This window comes from Christensenella hongkongensis (assembly GCF_000981035.1).
Taxonomy (GTDB): Bacteria; Bacillota; Clostridia; order Christensenellales; family Christensenellaceae; genus Christensenella; species Christensenella hongkongensis.
The window spans coordinates 319,829-340,915 of sequence record NZ_LAYJ01000112.1; the positions used below are offsets into that span (position 1 = coordinate 319,829).

Annotated in this window: 19 protein-coding genes and 1 other annotated feature; of the genes, 11 read left to right on the forward strand and 8 right to left on the reverse strand. The window is 48.9% G+C overall.

What is annotated here, in order from left to right; translation table 11 throughout:
* The first annotated feature begins 268 nt into the window (after positions 1–268).
* From CHK_RS11565 to arsM, 5 genes are all read left to right on the forward strand, one after another.
* Positions 269–2,440: a bifunctional diguanylate cyclase/phosphodiesterase gene (locus CHK_RS11565; protein ID WP_160295650.1), complete on the forward strand. Its 2,172-nt coding sequence runs from the start codon at positions 269–271 to the stop codon at positions 2,438–2,440.
* 430 nt (positions 2,441–2,870) lie between these two features.
* Positions 2,871–3,056, forward strand: coding sequence for a hypothetical protein (locus CHK_RS11570; RefSeq protein ID WP_046444192.1), 186 nt, complete (start codon positions 2,871–2,873; stop codon positions 3,054–3,056).
* Between the two features lie 13 nt (positions 3,057–3,069).
* Complete coding sequence (locus CHK_RS11575) at positions 3,070–6,363, forward strand: hypothetical protein (RefSeq protein WP_046444193.1); 3,294 nt, start codon at positions 3,070–3,072, stop codon at positions 6,361–6,363.
* A 206-nt stretch (positions 6,364–6,569) separates the two neighbouring features.
* Positions 6,570–6,872, forward strand: a complete 303-nt coding sequence (locus CHK_RS11580) for an ArsR/SmtB family transcription factor (protein WP_046444194.1) — start codon at positions 6,570–6,572, stop codon at positions 6,870–6,872.
* A 120-nt stretch (positions 6,873–6,992) separates the two neighbouring features.
* Positions 6,993–7,778 carry an arsenite methyltransferase gene (gene arsM / locus CHK_RS11585; protein WP_330379268.1) on the forward strand — a complete coding sequence of 262 codons (786 nt, stop codon included), beginning with the start codon at positions 6,993–6,995 and terminating at the stop codon, positions 7,776–7,778.
* A 197-nt stretch (positions 7,779–7,975) separates the two neighbouring features.
* On the opposite strand, the gene CHK_RS11590 is transcribed toward arsM, so the two are convergent.
* From CHK_RS11590 to CHK_RS11600, 3 genes are all read right to left on the reverse strand, one after another.
* The gene (locus CHK_RS11590; protein ID WP_046444196.1) at positions 7,976–8,974 is read right to left on the reverse strand and encodes a GGGtGRT protein; all 999 of its coding nucleotides are present in this window, start codon (positions 8,972–8,974) and stop codon (positions 7,976–7,978) included.
* Between the two features lie 15 nt (positions 8,975–8,989).
* Positions 8,990–9,682 (reverse strand): iron-sulfur cluster assembly scaffold protein, encoded by a 693-nt coding sequence (locus CHK_RS11595; RefSeq protein WP_046444197.1) that lies wholly within the window; start codon positions 9,680–9,682, stop codon positions 8,990–8,992.
* Positions 9,683–9,819: 137 nt separating this feature from the next.
* On the reverse strand, positions 9,820–10,329 hold the full coding sequence (locus tag CHK_RS11600) for a GNAT family N-acetyltransferase (protein ID WP_046444198.1): 510 nt from the start codon (positions 10,327–10,329) through the stop codon (positions 9,820–9,822).
* Between the two features lie 269 nt (positions 10,330–10,598).
* Between CHK_RS11600 and CHK_RS11605 the strand changes: the two genes are divergently transcribed.
* Positions 10,599–11,552 (forward strand): alpha/beta hydrolase, encoded by a 954-nt coding sequence (locus CHK_RS11605; RefSeq protein ID WP_046444199.1) that lies wholly within the window; start codon positions 10,599–10,601, stop codon positions 11,550–11,552.
* A 90-nt stretch (positions 11,553–11,642) separates the two neighbouring features.
* Here CHK_RS11605 and CHK_RS11610 read toward each other — a convergent pair whose 3' ends face one another.
* Positions 11,643–13,166 (reverse strand): acyl CoA:acetate/3-ketoacid CoA transferase, encoded by a 1,524-nt coding sequence (locus CHK_RS11610; protein ID WP_046444200.1) that lies wholly within the window; start codon positions 13,164–13,166, stop codon positions 11,643–11,645.
* Between the two features lie 120 nt (positions 13,167–13,286).
* On the reverse strand, positions 13,287–13,433 hold the full coding sequence (locus CHK_RS16670) for a hypothetical protein (RefSeq protein WP_156415079.1): 147 nt from the start codon (positions 13,431–13,433) through the stop codon (positions 13,287–13,289).
* A 233-nt stretch (positions 13,434–13,666) separates the two neighbouring features.
* Between CHK_RS16670 and CHK_RS11615 the strand changes: the two genes are divergently transcribed.
* On the forward strand, positions 13,667–15,445 hold the full coding sequence (locus tag CHK_RS11615; protein ID WP_046444201.1) for a D-alanyl-D-alanine carboxypeptidase family protein: 1,779 nt from the start codon (positions 13,667–13,669) through the stop codon (positions 15,443–15,445).
* A 63-nt stretch (positions 15,446–15,508) separates the two neighbouring features.
* Here the strand turns inward: CHK_RS11615 and CHK_RS16675 are convergent, their stop codons facing one another.
* Both CHK_RS16675 and leuB read right to left on the reverse strand, forming a co-directional pair.
* On the reverse strand, positions 15,509–16,012 hold the full coding sequence (locus CHK_RS16675; protein ID WP_160295652.1) for a hypothetical protein: 504 nt from the start codon (positions 16,010–16,012) through the stop codon (positions 15,509–15,511).
* 80 nt (positions 16,013–16,092) lie between these two features.
* Positions 16,093–17,154 carry a 3-isopropylmalate dehydrogenase gene (leuB, locus tag CHK_RS11625; protein ID WP_046444203.1) on the reverse strand — a complete coding sequence of 354 codons (1,062 nt, stop codon included), beginning with the start codon at positions 17,152–17,154 and terminating at the stop codon, positions 16,093–16,095.
* Positions 17,155–17,357: 203 nt separating this feature from the next.
* Here leuB and CHK_RS11630 point away from each other — a divergent pair, with 203 nt between their 5' ends.
* A complete protein-coding gene (locus tag CHK_RS11630) occupies positions 17,358–18,170 on the forward strand; it encodes a sugar phosphate isomerase/epimerase family protein (protein WP_461949958.1) in 813 nt (270 codons plus the stop codon).
* Here the strand turns inward: CHK_RS11630 and thiT are convergent.
* Positions 18,104–18,781 (reverse strand): energy-coupled thiamine transporter ThiT, encoded by a 678-nt coding sequence (gene thiT, locus CHK_RS11635; protein ID WP_046444205.1) that lies wholly within the window; start codon positions 18,779–18,781, stop codon positions 18,104–18,106. The genes CHK_RS11630 and thiT overlap by 67 nt on opposite strands.
* 373 nt (positions 18,782–19,154) lie before the next feature.
* Between thiT and yfbR the strand changes: the two genes are divergently transcribed.
* The 3 genes from yfbR to rplL all read left to right on the forward strand — a co-directional run bounded on the left by yfbR (position 19,155) and on the right by rplL (position 20,932).
* Complete coding sequence (gene yfbR, locus CHK_RS11640; protein ID WP_046444206.1) at positions 19,155–19,733, forward strand: 5'-deoxynucleotidase; 579 nt, start codon at positions 19,155–19,157, stop codon at positions 19,731–19,733.
* 56 nt (positions 19,734–19,789) lie between these two features.
* Positions 19,790–19,926: a sequence feature (ribosomal protein L10 leader region), on the forward strand.
* 28 nt (positions 19,927–19,954) lie between these two features.
* Complete coding sequence (rplJ, locus tag CHK_RS11645; protein WP_046444207.1) at positions 19,955–20,482, forward strand: 50S ribosomal protein L10; 528 nt, start codon at positions 19,955–19,957, stop codon at positions 20,480–20,482.
* A gap of 78 nt (positions 20,483–20,560) precedes the next feature.
* Positions 20,561–20,932, forward strand: coding sequence for a 50S ribosomal protein L7/L12 (rplL, locus tag CHK_RS11650; protein WP_046444208.1), 372 nt, complete (start codon positions 20,561–20,563; stop codon positions 20,930–20,932).
* Positions 20,933–21,087 lie beyond the last annotated feature (155 nt).

Here is a 21,087-nt window from a genome sequence, read left to right on the forward strand (position 1 = left end):
CAGCACCTGCATTCAATTAATCGCTGTAGAAGCGAAACGGAGAGCTGCTCTTGCTTTTTGCATTTTGTTGATGTTGTAAAAAAACATGACAAAGAAAGGAATATATCGTAAAATAGTAAGGGCAGGTCTTTGGCGTTACACCACCACGATAAAAGGAATCAGCTACGTGACAGAAAATTTGGATCAAAAGAGAATGTTCAGGCAAAAAAAGATTTACATCGCCGCACTTGTGATTTGTGCTGCTTTTTTGTTGCTGAGTATTGTTTTTATGAACTATGCAGTGAAGGGAAACCAGGGTGAAGTACGCGAATATATGAGCGAGGTTGCCGAGCAAAGCAAGCTCGCTATCGTAAAGCAGATAGAAGGCGATTTTCAGACTTTGGACGGCGTTGCAGAGATGATAGGCGCAATGGATGATCCTGATTTTGACGCATTATTACCTGTGTTTGAAAAAATTAACAACAAAAATGTTTTTATCCGTATGGGTTTCACGGACCGTGACGGAAATACCACAGGCGTCGACCTGAGCGGCGAATATTTTTATGACGTGGATTTATCAGATAAGGAATTTGTGGAAAGCGCCTTCGCCGGGGAAAATGTGATCAGCAGTACGCAAAAGGCGGAAGTAGGGGATTTTTACGTCAATTATTATTCTGTTCCCATCTGGCACAACGGCGAGGTAATTAAGGTTCTCACTGCCGTGAACAGCGCAGAGGTGCTTGGAAATATTATTGATACTTCGATTTTTGGAGGAAAGGGATTTGCGAGCATTCTCGATAGCGACGGGAATTACGTGATACGTTCCAATCATCCTACGATCAGTAAGGATGCGCTCAATATTTTTGACTATTATCCTTTTTCCGAAGAGGATCGTACCCAGCTTGAAAAAGACCTGAAAAGCGGAACGAGCGGATTTGTGGAATACCCTTTTGAGGGTGAAACCAGACAGGCGGCATATACGCCGCTTGGCATCAATGACTGGTATGTGTTCAACGTCGTGCCGGAATCGGAAATTAACACAAGCTTTTCCATGATGTCAAAGGGCATCATTGCGATCATTGCAGGAGCGATCCTCGTATTTATATTCTTGATGCTGCTGATCAAGCGGACCAATGATCGCGGCGTTTTGGCACTTCAAAAAATTGCGTATTCAGACCAGCTTACGGGCTACCGGAATTACAGGAAATTTTTGGAAGACGCAAAAGAACTTCTTGAGGAGAGGGGCGGGATGAAATATTCCCTGTGGTACTGCGACCTCAAAGGCTTTAAATATGTCAATGATTTTTTTGGATATGAAGTGGGAGACCGTGTCCTGAAATATTGGGCGGATATCGTGCAGGGGGATGTGCGCGCGGGCGAGGTTTTTTGCCGGGTATCGGGAGATAATTTTGTAAGCCTGCGGCAGTTTGTGTCCCAGGAGGAATCACGCGAGAGATTTTATAATGTGGCAAAGCTGTTGGAGCAATACAACGAAACGGCGGAGCATGGCTATAAAATAGAATTGTGTTCCGGTATTTATGTGATCGACGAGCGTGACGGCAGCCTTTCCGTAAATGATATGCTTGACAGGGCGAACGTAGCGCAAAAATCAGTGAAAGAGCTGAACGGAAGCAGGTGCGCGTTTTATACCAATGAAATGCGCGACAAAATTGTGCGCGAGGCGGATATGGAAGCCAGAATGGAGGCAGCGCTCGAAAAAAAGGAATTCAAGGTTTATTTGCAGCCTAAAATCAATATCCAGAACGGCAATACGATTGCCGGGGCAGAAGCGCTCGTCCGGTGGGACGTTCCCGGCAAGGGAATGGTGCCGCCGGCAGATTTTATTCCGCTTTTTGAGCGTAACGGTTTTATTATAAAATTGGATCGGTATATGTTTGAGGCGGTTTGCAGGTATTACAGGGAGCGGATGGACACATGGCAAACGCATATGGTAATATCTGTCAATGTATCCAGGCTGTGCATGGTGCAGCCGGATTTTGTACGTACCTATCTGGAAATAAAAAACAAATATGCGATACCGGACGGCTGTATTGAGCTTGAATTTACGGAAAGCATGGTTTTCCATAATTACGATCTGTTTCGCAGGGTGGTGATAGAATTCCAGAAAAATGGATTCCTGTGTTCGATTGATGACTTTGGGGCAGGCCATTCGTCGCTTAATATCATCAAAAATCTTCCGATGGATGTACTTAAGCTGGATATGCTGTTTTTCCGTGAAGGAGAAAACACGCGCAGGGATCATGAGCTGGTGCGCGCGATTATTAATATGGCTAAAGCGCTTTCCATGAAGATTGTCGCCGAAGGTGTAGAATCCGTGTATCAGGTGGATTTTCTTCGTATGGCGGGCTGCGATCTTGTGCAGGGTTACGTATATGCAAAACCCATGCCTATCGATGAATTTGATCGATACGTTAAAAACTACAGGAATTATATAGACTGAAGCAGGTAATAAAAACTGCCGTTAAGATAACGGCAGTTTTTTATTGCGGTCAGGCCATAAAATCCGTCCGGCTTTTTTAATATGTATTTGCCATTTGAAAAGAATTTTTGCGATAACTGATTTTTGTATCGAAATCTTGACAGTTTTGAAAGAAAAATGATATAGTGTGATTGAATAGTATACCTTTTCGTTCGTCTTATTTTTACGCTCACAGCGCCCGTTGGGGCGTTTTTTTGTGCTTTTTTTCTATGAGCGAAAAAGTATAAGTTTTTTTATATCAATGATCGTGCTATGTTAATTGCGCAGAAATACAATAAAATATAATACTTTATTAATCAGGTATTATAATGTGGAAAATATAATTTGCAATGAAATTGTAAGAGATGAAAAATGAATCAGCCAAGATGCGTGAATAAGTAAGAAACGGCAAATGGAAGAATGGCACTGTGCTTGCAAAGCGGTAAATGAAATAAAGACCACTACAATTTATGCGGCTGGTATATTGGGATATTTCATGAAAAAAAATAATGCACTGACAACTGCCATTGTAATCGTAGATCAATTTGAATCTACAGATAATTCAAATAAAAAACGTTTGAAAGAAACGGGGCAATGAAAGGAGTATTATAATGAACAGGCACAAGCATCTTAAAAAATGGTTTTGCATTGTTTTGTGTGTTGCGTTTGGGCTGACGGTAGCTGGCGGCGTCGCATTTGCACAGGAAACGGCAGAACCGGTGCAGAACGTATGCAACGAGGGATGTGTGTTGGAAACGGGCCATAGGGGGGACTGCGTGGCCGGGGCAGAAGAGGACGTTGGTACGGAAGGGAAAACCCCGGAGCCGACTGCGCAGGCTTCCACGGGACTGGTGACGGAACCTTTACCCAGCCAATCGCAGCAGCCCGCAGGCGCGTCGCAGCAACCTGCGGTGGAAAGCGCGGCAACCCGGGAGGCAACTGCTTTTGGGCTTGCCGAAGGAGCGCAAGTTCCTGTGCCGGCGAATGAAAATGCCATTACGACCGTCGAGGACCTGAAGGCCGCGCTGCAAGCTGGCGGCGAGATTGTTTTGGGCGGGGATATCGCTATTGCGGACAGCACCAAATTCACGATTACCAAAGATACCGTTTTAGACCTCAATGGGTACACGCTCGAGTCTGCTTACAGCGGAGCCAATTTCAGCCTGATCGACGTGAAAGACGCTTCGTTCACTCTCAGGGATTCAGGGGAAAATGGCGTGCTCAAAGCGGGCAATTATGGAATTAAGCTATTTAACAATTCATCGCTCACTGTGGCATCCGGAACGCTGGAGGCAGTGAAAAACGCGGCGATTGATACCGACTCGTATCAGAAGAATACAGATGTTAAGTTGAACATCGAGGGCGGAACGGTTCGTTCCGGCAGTTCAAATGGAGCGATCATCCTCCGCATGGAAGACAGCAGCGCCGTGAATATGACAGGAGGGCGCGTAGAAAGTACCGGAGGCGGAGCGGGATTCCTTTTGATGCCTTCATCCTACAGTACCACAACGTTTATGACGTTTGATATGACCGGCGGGGAAATCGTGTCGCAGGGCAACGGCATAACCGGCAGGGCCTATGAAGGCACGATTGGCGGAAACGCAAAGATAGAAGCACAGCGCCAGGCGATATCTGGCGGAGATTCTACGCTCAAGCCGCAGGGCGCTTCCGTGAAAGTACAGGATAACGTGAAGCTGGTCGGCGGTATCAGCATGCTTGGAGACGCCCATCTTGAAATATCGGGCGGTAATATAACATACAGCGGTTACCCTGCCGTTTCGTTGAAGGGCAACTCGACTGCCCTTATTTCGGGAGGCGAAATCACCTGTACCTATAACAGCAGTGGGAACAGGGGATCGGCTGTCAAAGTTGACCAGAAAGCAAACTGCACAGTCACCGGGGGGACGCTCACGGCGACGGGAGCAAGTAATGCCGTAGCGCTTTGGGTAGAAGGAACGGATGCGGCTGCAAACGTCAGCGGCGGTACGCTGACGGGGCACAGCAGGAGCGAAGCGATTTTTGCTCCCGCCAACGCGAATGTCGAGGTCACGGGCGGCACTTTCAGCAGCGACGTAAGCGATTATGTCGATGAAAGCGCGGGCGGTTTGGTGCCGAATCCGGACGGGGACGGTTTTATTGTAGCGGAATATGCTGCGGAAGCGGGCGGACAGAAGTATGTATCGGTGCAGGATGCGGTGAACGCCGCAAACGGCGGAACCGTTATCCTGCTCAAAAATACGACGGAAAGCATTACGGTTCCCGAAGGAACGACGGTAACGCTAGACCTCGCGACCTTTACGCTGACCAACGAAGCAAATCAACATACGATTACAAACAAGGGTACGCTGACGATTAGCGGCAGTGGCACCGTGGATAACGTATCGCACGCCAGAGGCGCGCTGGTAAATAACGGCACGCTTATCATGGAAAGCGGCAGGCTTACCCGTTCAAAAGAAGCGGGCGTGCAGGGAAGCAACGGCGGAAATTCATGGTATGTCGTAGACAACAACGGCGGTACGATGACCATGAAGGGCGGCTCGGTCGTGAACACCTCCGGATACAGTTCGCTGATCCGCAACATAAACAATGCAACGTTCAATATGGCGGGCGGTGAACTTGAAAATACCTTTATCGCCCTCAAGAACGACGATAACGGGATCATGAATGTGACGGGCGGCACCGTCTCCACCACAGCGGCGGGCGGCAGCGCGATCCAGAACTGGGGCGACCTTACGGTGTCGGGCGGCGTATTGAACGCGGTGGACGGCGCGCGGGCGATTTACGCTTCGGCATGGGATGAACGCTACCAATCCAATACGGTCATTCTGGATGGCGCGCAGATAAACGGCGGTATCTTAATCAAAGCGGACGAAGATTATCCGGCGTCAACCGAACAGCCTTTTGTAACGATTCAGGGCGGAAACATAAGCGGAGACGTTCTTGTTGGGGATAAAGGAGACCTGACCGTTGAAAATGGTATCTTTAACGGAACGATCGGCACGGAAGATACGGGCAGGATCGGAATCAGCGCCGGAACGTTTGCAGTGAAGCCGGACGACTCGTATATCAGCCCGGACGCGGTATTCGTGAAATATATGGCGCAAGGCGCGGACGGCGTCTATTATGTCGGCACGGAAGAAGAAGTCAAAGAAAAACTGGCAGGGGCGAAAGCGGGCGATGTGATCGACATATTGCAGTGGGACGGTCTCGCGCTGGACGTACCTGAGGGCGTTACCGTCATCAATGATACCGACGGAGCGATTACGATAAACGGGCAGACAGTGGAACCAGGCAAGGAATATGTCGGCCCTGCCGAGCCTGGAACAAAGAAGATTACCTATACGGATCCTGCGACCGGAGTGACGCTGTATGCAGAGCCTGGAACTGTGCCGGAGGGAGCTTACCTGGGCGTCAAGCCGATTGCGGAAACAGACACGGCCTATGCAAACGCGAAAGAACTGCTGAAGGATAAGGCGGCAAGATTTGTCCTGTACGACATCACTCTGCTGGATGCGGATGGGAATGCCATCCAGCCGGAAGGCACAGTGATCATCGGGATACCGGTGCCGGAAGAGTACGATACGGAAAATCTGGCGGGGCACCGGATCAACGACGACAAGACGACCTCGGAATACGGCGTTGCGGTACAGGAGGGCATGGCATATCTACAGACAGAACACTTCAGCCTGTACGCGCTGGCCGAGAAGGGAACAACGGGCAGCGGGGCCGGGGCAGGAACAACAGGCGATACGACGCAGTCGAACACCACGACAGGAGGAACAGCGCCAAAGACGGGAGATGCGGCAGATATGACGCCGTATATCCTGCTGGTGCTGGCAGCTGGAATCACTGTGGCTGTATTGTCAGTTGTCCTTTACCGCCAGAAAAAACGTTACGAAAAATAAGCCTGTAAAACAATAAAAAACTGCCGTCCCCCAAACGGCAGTTTTTTTATCGGTTGATTATTTGCTTGCCTGTTCTACAACCACGGATGCACAAGCCATCAGACAATCCTTATCTGAATCGCGATCTCAATGAACATAACTTCTCGTTGACAAGTGGGAAAGAATAGGGTATTCTATATATAGATGAATATCTATGTGAGGTTAATATGGAGAAGACATATACGGACTATGCAAAAGTCTTGAAGGCATTGGCGGAGCCTACGCGCCTGCAAATCATGGATATGGTTTCGTGTGGTGAGCTATGCGCCTGTGTGATTCAGGAAAAGTTTAATATTACACAGCCGACACTCTCCCACCATATGAAGGTATTATGCGATTCAGGGCTTGTTCATGGCAGGAAAGATGGGAAATGGATGTACTATTCCGTTAATCAAAATGCAGTCAAAGAATTGGCAGGATTTCTGGAACTGTTTTCAGTGACTGATAAGAAGTGCATATGCAGAGAATAATTTTTTTTTGGATATACATAGATAAATTTCAATGTATCTATGCTTGAAAATGGGCAATAGATCAGTAAATAATACTGAATAAATGGTATCTGAAAAGGAGAATAAAAAATGTCTGACAAAATGAAAGAAGAAGTAAAAAAATTTTACGGCGGGAAAGCAACGCAGGTAGCGGAAGGAAAGCAAACGTCTTGCTGTTGTACACCAAAAAAGAGCCAGGTGCTGTATACAGAGGAATATTTGAAAGATTTACCGGAGGATGCGCTCAAAGCATCGCTGGGATGTGCCAATCCTGTTTTTCTTGCGAATATCCAAAAAGGTGAAATTGTACTTGATCTGGGCAGTGGCGGCGGTATTGATGTTTTCATTTCTGCAAAGTATGCTGGAGAAACAGGCAAAGTTTACGGCCTTGATATGACGGATGAAATGCTGGAACTGGCAAATGCCAACAAGGAAAAAAGCGGCTTTGGGAATGTTGAATTTATCAAGGGGTATATAGAGGATATCCCTCTGGATGATAACACGGTTGATGTTGTCACCTCTAATTGCGTGATAAACCTGAGTGACAATAAGGGCGCAGTGCTAAAAGAAGCATACCGCATATTAAAGGATGGCGGCCGTGTGGCAATCGCTGATGTGATCGAACTAAAACCTGTACGCGCAGATTTGAGGAGCAACGCACAATTATGGGTGGGCTGTATTTCCGGCGCCTTATCCATAGGCAAATATAAACAAATCCTATTGGATGCCGGATTCAAAGATATTGATATTTCTGTTGTCGATACATACAGTACTGATTTTTTAAAAGGTTTTGCCGCAGATAAGGGATTAGAATTTAACCTGTCCGATGCGGATATGCAAGAGATTGACGGGGCGTTCGCGAGTGCATACGTTAAGGCTCATAGATAGACGGACGTTCCTTGATTATAATTCTGTATTCTGTTTTATAGAAAGTGTATCAGGAAGAAGCTTGTAAAAAAATGTAATTCTGGCAACAGGTAAGATAATTCAGGCAGATAGGATCTGTGTGTCTGCCAAAAAAGAAGGCTCCTGATACCGTTTGTATCAAGGAGCCTTTATTTTGATAAATTTTTGTTTATATGTGTCTATGCCTGCGCCTGTTCCACCGCAACAGCCACCGCAACAGAAGCGCCGACCATCGGGTTGTTGCCCATACCGATGAGGCCCATCATTTCTACGTGTGCCGGAACGGAAGAGCTGCCCGCGAACTGTGCGTCGCCGTGCATACGGCCCATTGTATCGGTCATACCGTACGATGCCGGACCGGCAGCCATGTTGTCAGGATGCAGCGTTCTGCCCGTGCCGCCGCCCGAAGCAACTGAGAAGTATTTTTTGCCGTTTTCGATTGCCCATTTTTTGTACGTGCCTGCAACCGGATGCTGGAAACGCGTTGGGTTTGTGGAGTTGCCGGTGATGGAAACGTCAACGTTTTCATGACGCATAACGGCAACGCCCTCGTTTACATCGTCGCAGCCGTAGCAGCGGACTTTTGAACGGTCGCCGTCCGAATATTTCGTTTCGGAAACGATGTTGAGCTTCCCTGTCGCATAGTCATAATCCGTCTCAACATAGGTAAAGCCGTTGATACGCGAGATAATCTGCGCGGCGTCTTTGCCGAGGCCGTTCAGGATAACCTGCAGGTTTTCCTTGCGGACTTTGTTCGCTGTTTTTGCGATGCCGATTGCGCCCTCCGCAGCCGCAAACGATTCGTGGCCGGCGAGGAAACAGAAGCATCTGGTCTGCTCTTCGAGGAGCATAGCGGCGAGGTTGCCATGGCCAAGGCCAACAAGGCGCTGCTCTGCAACGGAGCCCGGAATGCAGAATGCCTGCAGGCCGATGCCGATTGCCTCAGCGGCTTCGGACGCCTTTTTGCATTCTTTTTTGAGCGCAACAGCTGCGCCAAGCGTGTAAGCCCAGATTGCGTTTTCAAAAGCAATCGGCTGAATACCGCGAACGATGCTATCCACGTCAAGGCCTTTATCGACCGTATATTGTTTTACTTCCTCGAGAGAAGAGAAGCCGTACTCTTTCATGCACTTTTCAATTTGGGCAATTCTTCTTTCATAACCTTCAAATGTAACCATGTTTATCGCCCTCCTTTATTCTTTGCGCGGATCGATATACTTGACCGCGTCTTCATATCTGCCATAAGTGCCGATGTTGTTCTGATACGCCTCCTTGGGATCTACGCCGTTCCTGATGTCTTCCATCATCTTGCCCATGCGTACGAACTTATAGCCGATCACCTCATCGTTTTTATCAAGCGCCATTTCGAGGATATATCCTTCCGCAAGCTCCAGATAACGGACGCCCTTTGCATTGGTGGAAAAAATTGTTCCAACCTGTGAACGAAGTCCTTTTCCAAGGTCTTCAAGGCCTGCGCCAATGGGGAGGCCGCCTTCGGAGAAGGCCGTCTGCGTCCTGCCATAAGCGATCTGCAAAAACAGTTCGCGCATCGCGGTGTTGATAGCGTCGCATACAAGGTCTGTATTAAGCGCCTCAAGCAGTGTTTTGCCGACGATTGCCTCGCCTGCCATTGCAGCGGAGTGCGTCATACCCGAGCAGCCGCTCGTTTCAATGAGGGCTTCTTCGATAATGCCGTCTTTTACGTTCAGCGTCAGCTTGCACATGCCCTGCTGGGGTGCGCACCAGCCTACGCCGTGCGTAAGGCCGGAGATGTCGGTGATTTGTTTGGATTTTACCCATTTGCCTTCTTCAGGTATCGGAGCGGGACCGTGATGCGGGCCCTTTTTCACGCATACCATTTCTTCTACTTCTTTTGAGTATTGCATGGGATTTTTGACCTCCTTAAAAATTGATTGTCTTAATAATGAAATACTAAGCTATACGAAAGCTATTATAGCATATTTCAGGGACGATAGTCATTATATTTTTATGATTTGGCGCCATGCGGTATGAACAACGCCGGCTACAGCTTTTTTCGCATAATCCTGCAAAGGACCTCCTGCGAATCGAGCATGGTTTTGTTAACATAAGGAGTATCCTCGAAGCCATGGGCGCGGTAGAAACCAATCGCGCGGTCGTTGCCTTCGAGTACATCCAGTACGCAGTGTGTTTTCCCTTTGCGCCTGAATACCTCTTCTGCGGCGCGCAGCAAAAGCCGTCCGGTGCCCATGCCTATTTCGCCGGGCAGGAGGTAAAGGGCGGTTAGCTCCCCGTCTTCCGGGAACTGGATGATACGTGAAGGACGTACAATCGCAGCGCCCGCAAGCCCGGGCCGGTGTGCCATAAGACACAGTAGTTCGCCGGTTAAAAAACCGTTTTGCAAAAAGGGAACCCAATGGTCGTCCGGCAGGCGGCTCAGGTAATCCTCCGCGACAATTCCCTGATAGGCAAAGCGCCAGCTTGTGGCAAACAATTTACTGATGTCGCCGATGTGCTGGTAATATGCTTGTGAGATGAACGCTTTTTCCTGCAAAATATAATCTCTTTTCCTGTGTATTTATCCTTATTATAGCATTGAACAAACGTTGTGAAAATGCTATCCTAACATATTGAAGAAACTTGAGAAATATGATAAGCAGAGGGGCGGAATGGTTATAGTTACAGCGATTAACTGAATGCAGGTTATGCAAAACTTACGGTAAATCGCTTGCATCTGCAATTTATACAAAAGTTTGTAATCAACCTTTTGATAAATTGCTATAAGCTGGATGACAAAGAGCTGGAAACGGAGGACAGGGCAAAATGCTGTGGTTGTGGATCGTTATTATTGCAGTAATTATTATCTTTGCGGTGGTTGTGCTTGTGGCGGCAAATAAAATATTCGACGTTGCGGTGAACGCGAAAAAGACAAAGGAAAAGGTCTTAAAAACCAACGCGAACACATCGGAAAAATCGATTGAAAAAACCAAAAAAGAAATCGATAATGAATGGTTGAGGGCGCAGAAATTCCGCATGCACGAGCAGGAATCGTATGACGGGCTCAGGCTTGTGGCGCGTGAACTGCCCGCCAAAAATCCTTCCAATGTTTGGGTGGTCTGTATCCACGGATTCTCCGGCTGCGGGTTGAATCTTGGAATTGCCGCAAGACGGTGGCATGAAAAGGGCTATAATGTGTTTCTGCCGGACTTGCGGGGCAGCGGGGACAGCGAAGGGGATTATTACGGGATGGGATGGCTCGACCGGTTTGATATCATTTCCTGGATCAAGGATACAATCCTTGAAGAGCAGCCGGATGCAGACATTATTCTGCATGGGGTTTCCATGGGGGCGGCGACCGTGATGATGACGACCGGCGAAGCGCTTCCCCAAAATGTGCGTGTGGCGGTTGAGGACTGTGGATATACGTCGGTATGGGAGGAATTCACCATTCAGCTCAAAAAAGTGTACGGTCTTCCGCAGTTTCCGATCATGCACATTGCGAACGGCATGGCAAAACGCAGGGCGGGGTATTCCTTCAAGGAAGCTCCGTCTGTGGAGCAGGTGAAGAAATCGAAAACCCCTACGCTTTTTATCCACGGGGACGCGGATACGTTCGTACCGTTTTTTATGCTGGACGAGGTGTATAATCCGGCAGCATGCGAAAAGGAAAAACTTGTTGTGCATGGCGCGCAGCATGGGGAAGCAGTCACGGTGGATCCGAAAGCCTATTGGGATACGATTGACGAATTTGCGGAAAAGCACCTGAGGCGTTCGTGACGAAGGGTTAGGCCTAAGGGCAAAGCCACAAACCGCATAAAAGATTGCATCAAAAAAAGACAGGCCGCAGCCTGTCTTTTTCATATATTGTCATTCGAAAATATCCGCGTCCATTTCCTTCAGATTTTCTGAAATAAGGGGGCGGAATTCCATATTGGCAATGATATCCTTTTCCACATCAATTCCGGGAGCAACCTCTGTCAGCATAAGCCCGCCGTCCGTCACTTCAAGTACGCAGCGCTCCGTGATAAACATGACCTTCTGGCCAAGCTCGCGTGCGCGTTTGGCGGAGAAGGTCAACTGCTCGATGTCCTTTTTGAACTTTTTGATGCTGCCTTCCTTTATAATATGGAGTTTGCCGTCCTTCACCTCCACATCAAGGCCCTTAGCGGTAAAGGTACCGATGAAATAGAGAAGGGGCGTTGCCTGCGTGATACAGATAAAGCCTCCGCAGCCCGCGATACGGGGGCCGAATTTGCTGACGTTAATGTTACCCTGCGGATCAGATTCCGCAAGTCCAAGAAACGCCTGGTTAAGCCCGCCGCCATGATAAAAATCAAACAGCTGGTGCTGATAGATAATCGCATGCGGGTTGAGCGTAGAACCAAATTCTACACCAGAAAGCGGTGTTCCGCCAATACCGCCGGCTTCTACTGTAAGCGTAAAATCGCTGATTCCTTTTTCCGCAGCTACTGCCGCAATTCCTTCCGGCATACCGATGCCAAGATTAATTACGCCGCCTTCCTGCAGCTCCTTTAAGGAGCGCAGTGCAATAATACGGCGCGGCCCGGGCGGGAGTATGGGCATTGCGCCTTCGGGCGCCCGCGTCTGCCCTGAATAAGCGGGATTGTAATCGCAGGCAGCTGTCTGCGGGTGATACTGCATATCCTGTGTAACGATCACGTAATCCACGAGTATTCCCGGCACGAATACCTCATGCGGCGGGATATCGTCCACAATCTCTTCCACCTGAACCAAAACCTTTCCGCCAAGCGCGTGACAGGCCTGCGCCATTGCAAGCGCGTCCACGATAGCAGCTTCCTTTTCCATGCTGATGTTTCCGTTGCGGTCTGCCCGTGTGCCACGCAGGAATGCGAAATCCATTTTTTCGATCGGCTTATAGCGGATATAGTCCTTTCCGTCAATATTGACGATCTCATTGAGCTCGTCTGTGGAGCGGCTGTTGAGCCGTCCGCCGGAAAGGCGGGGATCCACAAAGGTATCAAGGCCGATATGCGTAACAAGCCCCGGACGTTTTGCCGCCGTATCCCTCAAAAGCTGTGCGATCACGCCCTGGGGAAGGTTATACGCCTCGATGTCCTCGGAAAAAATCATCTGCTGTAATTTTGGCATCAGGTTGATGTGCCCTGCCACAAGCCGTTTCACAAGTCCTTTATGCGCAAGGCGGTTAAGCCCCCTGTCCGCGCCGTCACCCACAGAGGTTACGCTCAAAAGGGAAAGGTCTTTGGGCGCGCCTGTTTCCAGAAAACGTTGCTCTAATGCGTAGTAAAGCTCGTCCGCTACCGCTGCCATAACAAATCCGTTGGCTGCGATTGCCGCACCGTCCGGAATGAGGTTTGCGGCTTCCTTTGCCGTGATAATCTGATGCTTCATAATATACCTACACCGTCCATTTCTTAAAAATCAAATATACCGTTAATATTATCCGATATACGGATGCCATTTTCAAGATGAAAGTTGAGACTGGACACTTATGAAGCTAAAAAACAACATTTATTTTTCGTGATATCCACCCGGACGGCGATCTCTGCGGGCAGGCTTGCGTTCCATCAGGATTGCAGAGGCGCAGATGGCCCCGATGACAGATACGGCGAGAAGCAGGGCGCTTAAAAATTCTTTTGTCAAAATGATATCAAACATAATAAAATACCTCCTGTGGTAAGCGTTTCGTTGCATTGCCTGCATTTTGGCAATGCGTTTCTTTCTATGAACCTATTGTAAAACAGGGGATGTACATCTACGGTCACAAGATATGAAAAAAGTATGAACAATGTTTAAGAATGGCTACAGAAGTGATACAAAAACTATACAAAATCGTCTATTTGGTATATAATGGGAAACGTTATAGATATGATTTCAGTGAGGATAGTAATTTGAAAAAGATATTTGTGTTGATTATTGCGCTTGTAATAATCCTGACAATACCTGTGGTTGCGTTCGCGGAAAATGATAATGACGCGGCAGCTACGACAATACCAGAAGAAACGGCAGCGCCGGTTGAGGATGCCCCGGCAGATGCGGCGCAGCCGGAGGCAGAGGCAACGCCCACGCCTGTTCCAACCCCGGAGCCTACTCCAACGCCCGAGCAAACGATGCAGGGCTACGCCGGTGCGCCTGAAGTTGATTTGTCTCGAATTGAAGCGGAATCCGCGATGCTGGTGGATGCGGATACAGGAGAGGTTTTGTTTTCCAAGAATGCGGATTGGCGCATTTTTCCTGCGAGCACGACTAAGCTGATGACGGCGATCCTTACAGAGGAAAACTGCGAGCTTACGGATACGGTGACGCTTACTGCGGATATGCTCACAGAGATCGGAAAGCTTGGCGAAAAGGGCAGCCTGATGGGGCTTTATACAAGCACAAAACCGGGCACGGAAATATCCGTTAAGGATTTATTTTATGGAATGATGATGTGCTCAGGAAACGACGCTGCGCTTGCGCTTGGCCTGCACATTGCCGGAAGCGAGGAAGCCTTTGTAGCGATGATGAATGCCAAAGCGCAGGAGCTTGGCATGACAGGAACAAATTTCATTAATACCAACGGCGTTTATATTGCAAATATTGGCCACGACCATTATTCTACAGCGTCAGATATGGCAAAGCTTGCCGTAGCTGCGAGCAAATATCCGGAGCTGATGGAGATTGTAAAATCGCCAACCTATACGTATGAAACAGTACCGCAGCTCAATAACGAGACGGTTGGCGGAGTACAGAATTCCAACTACCTGCTGCATACGCCCGTTGAAAAACCGGAGTATGCCCAGTATTTGTACGACAAAGCGACCGGTATGAAAACGGGAACGGTCAACAATATTATCCCGCCGGGTGCGGAAAGACCGATCAAGTCTTACGGTTGTCTCGTAGCGTCCGCCTCTTCTGACGGATTAAACCTGATTGCCGTGATTTTCGGCGATACCACCAAGAGCGAGGATACGAGCACACAGCCGGATTCCCATGCGCGTTGGGATATTGCAAAATATCTTTTTGACTATGGATTCGAGAATTTCGCTAAGGTGGACCTTGCGAAATATGCTTCGCCGGTAGCGCTCACTGAGCAGATTGAAAACGCCTCCGGAAACGATCCGCAGGAAGGGACGCTGGAAGTATCGGCGGACCTGAGCAAGATTGCTTCCGATACGCAGCTTATTGATGCGGCGACGGCAAAGGGGCTTGAAGACGGCAGCGTAAAACTGGAGGAAACAACAAACATCAGCGAACCGTTGAAAGCGCCGATCAAGAAAGGCGATGAGGTAGGTACGGTTTCCTATTCTCTCAACGGGAAGGAGCTTTACAGCGCGCCCCTTGTGGCGGGCAGGGAAGTTTTTGAAAAGGGCGAGGAAAGCCTAGCAAGCGAAGAATACGGCGTTCCGTATTTTGAATTTCAGACATGGTATCTTTGGATCATCATACCGGTTGCGTTTATTCTGACGCTCTTGATCATACGCGCGGTGAATAAATCACGCAGGAAAAAGCGTTATGCTACGGGGCGGGGCAGGAATTACGATACTCCCGTACGGCAGCCACAGCGTAAGCAGCCCCCGAATGGCGGAATGTCAAGAAGCGCCACACCGCCGCAAAAAAGGCAGGGCGCGGCGCGGGCGCGTACCGGTGGAAAACCAGGCGGCTCCAAAGGGCGCGGACATAAGATGTAGGATCGATCAATAAAACAAATAAGACGGTTTCGTTTGCAGCGAAGCCGTTTTTTACAATTATTGTCAAAGGGTGGCGGAAAGGAAAATTTTATGGACAGGGAGATGATAGCGCCCTGCGGTATGAACTGCACGCTGTGTATGGCGCGCCAAAGGAATAAAAAGAAATGCGGCGGCTGTAACGGAGACGATGGCACAAAGCCGCAGCATTGCAGAAAATGCAGCATCAAAAACTGCGGGACGCTTCGGCTGAGCGCCTCCGGGCTTTGCGACGAGTGTGGCAAAAAGTGCCGCCGGCTCAGGGATCTGGACAAAAGATACCGCGCAAATTACGGCATGAGTATGCTTGAAAATCTCGACAATATCAAAAAAAATGGAATGAAGTCTTTTCTTGAAAGCGAAGAAAAGAAATGGAACTGTAAAAGTTGCGGGGCGTTGCTGTGTGTGCACAATCCAGTTTGCACACGCTGCGGAACGGAATGGAGATAACATATTGCAGTTTGCCAAATGGCTGCGCAGCAGGCATTTGTTAGAAACTGCTGTGGGCAAACCTTTCCGGCGGCGATCCATGCCTCATCATAAGTTAATACGTTGCAAAAGCAGCGCCCACCATTTATGGACGCTGCTTTATTTCGTGCCAGAGTTTTTGGTCAGCCAAGCTGCGCGAGGATCAGGTCGCTCATTTCCGTGGTTGAAACGTACTCCCCGCCGGCGGCAATATCCGCTGTGCGCGCGCCTGCCGCAAGTACTTTTTTTACTGAGGCTTCGATTGTCTGCGCTTCCTTTTCGAGATCGAAGGAATAGCGAAGCATCAACGCACAGGAAAGTATCATTGCGATTGGGTTGGCTTTTCCCTGACCGGCAATATCCGGCGCGCTGCCGTGTATCGGCTCGTACATACCAAGCTTGGTGGAGCCAAGGCTTGCCGAGGGCAGCATTCCAATCGAGCCTGTAATCATGCTGGCCTCGTCCGTCAGGATATCGCCAAACAGGTTGCCCGTAACCACTACGTCAAACTGACGCGGATTGCGTACCAGCTGCATTGCGGCGTTGTCCACATACATGTGGGTAAGCTCCACGTCGGGATAATCCTTTGCGACACGCGTAACGGTATTGCGCCACAGCCGCGAGGTGGAAAGGACATTTGCCTTATCAACGCTTGTAAGGCGCTTATCCCGCTTGCGTGCGGATTCGAAGGCAAGGCGTGCGATGCGCTCCACCTCATAATCGTGGTAATTCATGATGTCCTGGGAATATGTGATGTCGTCGCCGCTCTTCTCGCCAAAGTAAACGTCGCCGGTCAGCTCGCGCAGGATAAGAATGTCGAGGTTATCGCCAACGATCTCATCCTTTAAAGGGCATGCGGCCTTGAGCTCGTTATAAATGATGGCAGGCCGCAGGTTTGCGAACAGGCCAAGCTCCCCGCGCAAACGCAGGAGGCCTTTTTCAGGGCGTTTATCCACGGGAAGGTTATCCCATTTCTCTCCGCCCACCGCGGCAAGGAGCACTGCGTCGCACTGCCTGCAGATTTCAAGCTGCGAATCCGGAAGGGGATTTCCGTGCTTATCGATTGCGATTCCTCCCGCGTCCACGTCGCGGAAGTGAAATGTATGACCATAGAGCTCTCCGATGCGGTTCAGAACACGTACCGCTTCCACGGAAATCTCCGGGCCGATTCCGTCGCCGGAAATTTTTGCGATTGTAAATTCCATAGCTATCACCTTTCTTCTGTAAAAATTCAGATACCATCTTATTATATAACAAAAATAAGTTGGACAAAAGAGGGGGAAAGAAATAAAATGAAGTAGGACAGAATTGAAAAACAGCTGGATTGGGAAGTGATTTACTTATGAAAACAGGAATGTCTACGGCTTGTTTCTTTTGCAGGCTGTATAATGAGGACGCCGTGCGGGAGATGGCCGCTTTGGGCGTCAAGGATATTGAAATTTTTTTCTCGGCGAATATGGAGTACCAAAAGCCGTTTACAGATGAGTTGAGAAGGATATGCGACGGGGAGGGGATGCGGGTGCGCTCCGTGCATTCGCTGTGCACGCAATTTGAACCGCAGCTTTTTTCAGAGCATCCGAGGCAGTACGACGAAGCAATGAATGTATTCCATCAGGTGGTGGACGCTGCCGCAGAGCTCTCGGCGGGCGTTTATGTGTTCCACGGCGCGATGAACATCAAGCGTGCCAGGACGTTCCGTGTGGATTATGAGTGGGCTGGAGAAAAGGTTTCGGTGCTTGCGGAAGAAGCAAAAAAGAAGAACGTAAAGCTTGCTTACGAAAATGTGCACTGGTGCTGGTATGGAAAACCGGGCTTTGCCCGTGAGCTTGCAGCGCATACGGACAGCGATAATCTGTTCTTTACACTGGATATCAAGCAGGCCGCCCAGTCTGGCTATGATGTTTTCGATTACATTGAGGATATGGATGGAAAGCTCGCGCATATCCATGTTTGCGATTATAAAAAAGATCCGGAAAAAGGAACCATCCCCTGCCTTCCTTTCGATGGGGAAATGGATTGGCAGAGGATGAAAGAATGTCTCGACAGGCTGCACTATGACGGTCTGATGATGCTCGAAGTATATCCAAGCGATTACGCATCCTACGACCAGCTTCTCGAGAATTATAAGAAAGTACAGGCTTTTTTTGCGNAGCTTTATGCCTGCGCAAACGCTTTCCGCTGTGAAATCGTCTGGGCCTTCAGCCGGTTGAACAGCTTGTAAAGCGCGGGGATTGCAGAAATCGCGATACAGATAGCGCATTCCACGCCTACGACAGCGCCGTTGTAGCCGAGCGAATACAGCCACGCAGGCATACCCTCAGGCGCGTACATTCCAAAAAATATCCAGCCTGAAAGGAACTGGCAGATAAACCGCGCACCGCAGCCGTAAAGGATGCCCGGGATGATGCTTTTTTTCGCAAGCCCTGCGAGCGCGAGCAGCGAAAAGGACAGCAGATAATCGAGTGCAAACTGTGGAAATGCTAGGAAAAAAGGTTCCTGAACAAATTGCAGGAGGCCGTAGCACAGGCCTGCCAGAAATCCCTTTTTGAATCCGTAAATATACGAAAACGCCAGCATTGGCAGCATACTTGCAGGGGTGATCGATCCGCCGTTCGGCATGGAAAAAATCTTGATAAAGCTTAACAGGAAAGAAGCGCCAATGCACAGCGCCGCAGTCGTAAGCTCTTTTGTGGTCCACTGCGATTTTTTTGTAATCTCTTTGCCGCCCGCAGTTTTCTTGCGGTACAGGAAATACCCGATGAGGCCTGCGGCGATAATCACACATACAATGATGATTGCCGGCAGTGTAAGGCCTGAAAAATCGTCAAACATAATTTTCTCCTTTGAAGCGTTCGTTTTACAGCAGATAAATATATGATATCGTTTGAGGCAGACTCATACATTATCGTTTCTTTTGCACCGCATCACCGCATCAATCTATAGCGTTCGCCGGGCGGCCGGGGACAACCTGCGGCTCAGGGATGCGCGCATATTGTAAAGTCAGTGCAAACACCGCATAAAAGAAAAACTCCCGCACAGCTGCGGGAGTTAAAATTCGAATTGGTTCAATTTCCGCTTTCCTGCGCACGAATTACCGTGACCGGTTCAGAGGGTTTCAATTTCTCAGCCGTAGCTCCCCTAGCAGTGTATGTACTTTTATGGTATGATAGTAGCACTAAGCGAAAAGAAAAGTCAAGGTGTTTGTATGAAAAAGAGTTTTTATGCTTATATGTCGCGCCTGAAGCACATCAAACGGTGGGGGCTCATGCGTAATAATATGGAGGAAAACGTTGCGGAGCATACCTTTACGGTGGCGCTGATTGCACACGCGCTGTGCGTGATCAGGAATGCGTATTTCAACGGAAACGTGAGCGAGAAGGATGTGCTTGCCGCTGCGGTTTATCATGAGGCCGGAGAGGTAATTACAGGCGACCTGCCCACTCCCATCAAATATTTTGATGAAAACATCATGCAGTCCTACAAGAAAATCGAGCGCCATGCGGAAGAAACGCTTGTTTCCATGCTGCCAGAGGAAATGCGCCCTTCTATCGCTCCTTATGTATTACAGGAGGAAGATGAAGAGGTAAGGCAGCTTGTGAAGGCTGCCGACAGGCTGAGTGCATATATTAAGTGTATGGAAGAGCTGAAAAGCGGAAACAAAGAGTTTGAAAAGGCGTGTGCGCGCACAGAGGAAGCTGTGGTTCGAATGGAGCTTCCTGAGGTGGAATATTTTATGGAGCACTTTTTACCGGGCTATTCATTGTCGCTCGACGAGCTTAATTAGGGCAACAAACTGTTGACAGAGGACAGGATACATGGTATAGTAATTCTTGCGTAAAAATGAATGATGCACAAAAGCCATAGACTCAGGAGCGTTTCGCTTAATCGTATGAAATCCTGACGAGGTTGATTTTTTAGGAACTTTGTTGCTCTTATTAGGTCTTCATGGCTTGGATAAGGGCATTTTTTATTTCAATCAGGACGCAGCGACGGAGGTGAAATGATTTGAAAGAAGCAAAGCTACAGTTAAAACAGGCGGCGGTTGCAGACGTTGTGGATAAAATGAAGCGTGCGCAGAGCGTCGTTGTACTGGATTACAGAGGACTTACGGTTGCTGAGGTTTCCGATCTGCGGAGCAAATTCCGCGAAGTGGGCGTAGAGTATAAGGTCATCAAAAACAATATGCTCAAGCGCGCTGCGGAAGAGCTGAACATCGAAGGCGTGGACGATTACTTCAAAGGGCCGACGGCAGTGGCGTTTGGCTACGAAGATCCGGTTGCTCCGGCAAAGATCCTTTGCAAGTTTGTAAAGGACGCTAAAAAGACGGAGATCAAAGGCGGAATCCTGGATGGCAAGGCAATGGGCGCTGACGAGATTCAGAACCTTTCAAAGCTCCCTTCCAAGGACGAGCTTATTGCAAAGATGCTGGGCAGCCTGAATGCGCCGATCACAAACTTTGCTATGGCGCTTTCGGCAATCCCGAGAGGGCTTGCATGTGCGCTCAAAGCGGTTGTAGATCAAAAACAGGGCTGAAACAGCCTGAGGCAGGAATAATGAATAGCGCGGCATAGAGCCGCAGAATAATGAGTAAAAATTCGGAGGATTATAATAATGGATAACAAACAGATTCTTGATGCAATCAAAGAAATGAACGTTCTTGAGCTTTCTGAGCTCGTTAAGGAAATCGAAGAAACATTTGGCGTAAGCGCTGCCGCTCCGGTTGCAGTTGCTGCTGCCGCTCCGGCTGGCGAAGCTGCCGCTGCAGAAGAGAAAACAGAATTCGACGTAGTTCTGAAGGCTGCAGGCGCAGAGAAGATCAAAGTAATCAAAGCTGTAAGAGAAGCTACGGGCCTTGGCCTCAAGGAAGCAAAAGAGCTGGTTGACGGCGCTCCTTCCACAATCAAGGAAGCTATGGGCAAAGATGATGCAGAGAAGCTTGTTGCTTCCCTCAAAGAAGCTGGCGCAGAAGTAGAAATGAAATAGTTTTACAGAATATGCAATCAAAAAACGCAGCCGTAAGCGCTGCGTTTTTTGATTGCGGCATAGGCCTACTGCAAATCGCGTGAATCACATGAGTCAACAAGCGTTTTTGCTTTGCAGACCTGCGCTGGAAATGGTAGCGTGATCGCGCTGAATAC

Bases quoted from the DNA above. Each gene is read 5' to 3' on its own strand.
- CHK_RS11565 (WP_160295650.1), top strand. From the start codon at position 269: ATGAACTATGCAGTGAAGGGAAACCAGGGTGAAGTACGCGAATATATG.
- CHK_RS11570 (WP_046444192.1), top strand. From the start codon at position 2,871: ATGGAAGAATGGCACTGTGCTTGCAAAGCGGTAAATGAAATAAAGACC.
- CHK_RS11575 (WP_046444193.1), top strand. From the start codon at position 3,070: ATGAACAGGCACAAGCATCTTAAAAAATGGTTTTGCATTGTTTTGTGT.
- CHK_RS11580 (WP_046444194.1), top strand. From the start codon at position 6,570: ATGGAGAAGACATATACGGACTATGCAAAAGTCTTGAAGGCATTGGCG.
- arsM (WP_330379268.1), top strand. From the start codon at position 6,993: ATGAAAGAAGAAGTAAAAAAATTTTACGGCGGGAAAGCAACGCAGGTA.
- CHK_RS11590 (WP_046444196.1), bottom strand. From the start codon at position 8,974: ATGGTTACATTTGAAGGTTATGAAAGAAGAATTGCCCAAATTGAAAAG.
- CHK_RS11595 (WP_046444197.1), bottom strand. From the start codon at position 9,682: ATGCAATACTCAAAAGAAGTAGAAGAAATGGTATGCGTGAAAAAGGGC.
- CHK_RS11605 (WP_046444199.1), top strand. From the start codon at position 10,599: ATGCTGTGGTTGTGGATCGTTATTATTGCAGTAATTATTATCTTTGCG.
- CHK_RS11610 (WP_046444200.1), bottom strand. From the start codon at position 13,166: ATGAAGCATCAGATTATCACGGCAAAGGAAGCCGCAAACCTCATTCCG.
- CHK_RS16670 (WP_156415079.1), bottom strand. From the start codon at position 13,433: ATGTTTGATATCATTTTGACAAAAGAATTTTTAAGCGCCCTGCTTCTC.
- CHK_RS16675 (WP_160295652.1), bottom strand. From the start codon at position 16,012: ATGGATCGCCGCCGGAAAGGTTTGCCCACAGCAGTTTCTAACAAATGC.
- leuB (WP_046444203.1), bottom strand. From the start codon at position 17,154: ATGGAATTTACAATCGCAAAAATTTCCGGCGACGGAATCGGCCCGGAG.
- thiT (WP_046444205.1), bottom strand. From the start codon at position 18,781: ATGTTTGACGATTTTTCAGGCCTTACACTGCCGGCAATCATCATTGTA.
- yfbR (WP_046444206.1), top strand. From the start codon at position 19,155: ATGAAAAAGAGTTTTTATGCTTATATGTCGCGCCTGAAGCACATCAAA.
- rplL (WP_046444208.1), top strand. From the start codon at position 20,561: ATGGATAACAAACAGATTCTTGATGCAATCAAAGAAATGAACGTTCTT.